Annotated in this window: 3 protein-coding genes and 2 pseudogenes; 4 read left to right on the top strand and 1 reads right to left on the bottom strand. The window is 55.3% G+C overall.

All coding sequences use genetic code 11. The features are described 5' to 3' along the window. Positions 1-319: pseudogene (locus tag PGX04_RS00960) on the bottom strand (PQQ-binding-like beta-propeller repeat protein); the annotation flags it as partial. A gap of 158 nt (positions 320-477) precedes the next feature. Between PGX04_RS00960 and PGX04_RS00955 the strand changes: the two are divergent. The 4 genes and pseudogenes from PGX04_RS00955 (at position 478) to PGX04_RS34290 (ending at position 2252) form a co-directional block, all read left to right on the top strand. Then, complete coding sequence (locus tag PGX04_RS00955; RefSeq protein WP_273736800.1) at positions 478-930, top strand: helix-turn-helix domain-containing protein; 453 nt, start codon at positions 478-480, stop codon at positions 928-930. Continuing rightward, on the top strand, positions 911-1609 hold the full coding sequence (locus PGX04_RS00950) for an IS630 family transposase (protein ID WP_337959437.1): 699 nt from the start codon (positions 911-913) through the stop codon (positions 1607-1609). Before PGX04_RS00955 ends, PGX04_RS00950 begins: the two co-directional genes overlap by 20 nt. Before the next feature lie 30 nt (positions 1610-1639). Continuing rightward, positions 1640-1787 (top strand): annotated as a pseudogene (locus tag PGX04_RS00945) (IS5/IS1182 family transposase); the annotation flags it as partial. 324 nt (positions 1788-2111) lie between these two features. Then, positions 2112-2252, top strand: a complete 141-nt coding sequence (locus tag PGX04_RS34290; RefSeq protein WP_425498422.1) for a DUF7563 family protein — start codon at positions 2112-2114, stop codon at positions 2250-2252. The last annotated feature ends 612 nt before the right edge of the window (positions 2253-2864 follow it).

Here is a 2864-nt window from a genome sequence, read left to right as displayed (position 1 = left end):
CGTTCGTCGCATCGAGGGCGACGACGCCGTCGTCGGTCGGCGTGTAGACCGTCCCGTCGGCGACGGTACCCGTACCCGCACCCTCAACGGACCACGCGGCCTCGAGTTCTCCGCCGTCGAACTCGTGGCCGTCTGCGATGTATCTGGCGTGACCGGGGTCGCCTCGGTGTGACGGCCAGTCCTCGTTCGGTCCCGGATTGCGATCCGGATTCAGAAGTTCGTCGATGTCAGCCTCGGAAGCTCCGGCCCCCACCGAAGCGAGTCCGGTCCCGATCGACAGCGCTGCACCACTCGCCAGCACAGATCGTCGTTCCCACATAACAACACGACGTACGAATACTGGTTATATCCCTATCTATCAGTTAAAGCGATTTTTAGCTATACAATTGTTTCAAACTGTTCAGGATGCAGACCTACTTAGTACCGTCCCAAACGTGGATAGTCTAGGTTATCTCCTTTGAGAGCGTCTCTATACACATGGGGCGAAAGAAGCACGTTGTCGATCTCTCTGACGAGGAGCGGAACGAGCTGAAGGAGTTCGTCTCGAAAGGCGAACATAGAGCCGAAGCGATCACCCGAGCAAAAATTCTCCTGAAGGTCGACGAGGGGCTCACAGATCCAACGATCTGTGAGCACCTCGATTGCTCGATCGCCACGCCCTATCGCACACGCAAAGCGTACTCTGAGAGAGGGCTTGCGGCGATCCACCGCCGCAAGCCCGACCGAGACTACGAACCAAAACTCGACGGGCGAGCTGAAGCCCACCTCGTCGCACTCGCCTGTTCGAAGCCGCCTGAAGGCCGAACTCGCTGGAGGTACACGCTTCTTGCTGACCGCCTCGTTACCCTCGAGGAGATCGAGTTCGACTCGATCTCCGAGGAAACCGTCCGACAGCGGTTAAAAAAACGACCTGAAGCCACACCGCTCTGAGTACTGGCTTATTCCGCCCAAAGAGAACGCAGAGTTCGTCTATCGGATGGAAATGATCCTTTCTCTTTACGAAGAGCCGTACGACGAGACCCGTCCAGTCATCTGCTTCGACGAGTCCAGCAAGGAACTTCGCAAGCACGTCCGCGACCCGCTCCCGGCGTCACCGGGAGCGGTCGCTCGAACAGATCACCACTACGAACGCAATGGGAAACGAATGCTTCACCTGGCGACTGAGCCGTTAACTGGCCGGTGTCGTCTCCATGTGACTGAACGACGGCGGACCTGTGAATGGATCGACTGTATGCAGGCGATTGCCGACGACTACCCGGATGCGGTCTGCATCCGGGTAGTCTTGGACAACCTCAGCACGCACAATCCGGCTGCCTTCTATCGATTCTTCCCGCCCGAGAAAGCACGCGAGTATCTCGATCGTTTCGAGTTCTACTATACGCCCACGCACGGAAGTTGGCTGAATATGGCCGAACTCGTCTGGAGCACGCTCCAGACCCAGTGTCTCAACCGCCGAATTTCGAACGCAGCGACCCTCCAGTCGGAGGTCGCTGCGTGGGAAGCTGAGCGCAATAAGTTGGATGTCACGATCAACTGGCAATTCACAAACGAGGACGCTCGAACGAAACTACACCGGCTCTATCCGACTATCGAGGAGGCTGAGAACTAGTCACTCGACGGTTGGGACGGTACTAGGTGCTCTCAGCGGTGGATGGTCGAGACGTCGTCTCGTCACCCAGCGCTCGCCCGGCTCCGCCGTGCGAGCGCAGTTCTGGTATCGTGAGTTCCGTGAGATTGACCTGATGTTCGCCGTTTCGAACATCGAACAACTTTGTGAGCCACTGTGATCCCCGCGTCGCCCCCGGATTCAACACAGCACCGGCGACTGTGAGGTTATCGAGACGGACGATGTTTTCGAGTGATCGTTCCCCGAATACGGAGTTCCCTCTCCACCGAGACGGCTGCAAGTTCGGAGGTGGCTAATGCAGGGTATCACTCAAGCCGAACTCGAGCAGGCGCGCCTGGAGTGTCTCAAGATAGAACGCACCTTTGCAACATGCATGGAGGGGCAGGATGAGTGAGTTCTCGGCCTCGTGGCTGTTGGTTGCCGGTACAGGAGTTTACTTAATGGCTGCCTCGCTGGCCATTCGTACAATCCGAGGTATTGTCTAATGGCACACTGCGATAACTGCGATTCACACGTTACAGATCGATACAAGCGTGTATTTTCGGCCAACGACGGGACATTACACGCTTGCTCGAATTGTCGGGACACGGTTGAAATGCTCAGTGGCGCGGGAGTTGGCGAGTAACTACAAGATATATATATATATCTAGAGATTGGCAATAGAGACAGAGACACATGAGCGAAAACATCACTCCGGACGAAATTCGCGAAGAGACATTGGACGACTACGAGCCGCCAACCAAGAGGAGGTCGAAGCGCGCATGGCCGAACTTAAGACTTGAGGCGTTCCGATTGAGCATGAGTGCCACAACTGTGATGCGACGTTTCCCCTCCCTACTCTGCTAGAGGAGGCTGATAGAAGAAACGTCTCGATCTGTCGGGACTGCATGACGGACCGCCTCAAGAAGAAAGGTCTGCTTTAGACGAACCTTCTTTTCAGCTGCTTTGTCGCGGGCATCACTACTATCGTCGGCCCTGGAAACGTTTCCGGGATCGACTTCGTGGAAATATTCCCACAAGAGCGTGTCATAGAATATGTCTCATACCCGCTATCCATCTATTATACAGCCCTCATTCCGCACCTGTAAGCCAGTGATTTCAACAGTTACACGTTTTATCCATGGTCGAGTCTCTGCATAATGATGGGTGGGAACTCCTATGAAAATCCTGCACCTATGAAAATCCTGCAAGCAAATTTTCCACTTGATCAGTGATAGTTGTTCGGGTGAGCGCTGGC

This window comes from Natrinema soli (assembly GCF_028618695.1).
Note: the sequence above shows the minus strand (reverse complement) of the source record. Positions and strands in the feature narration are given on the sequence as shown.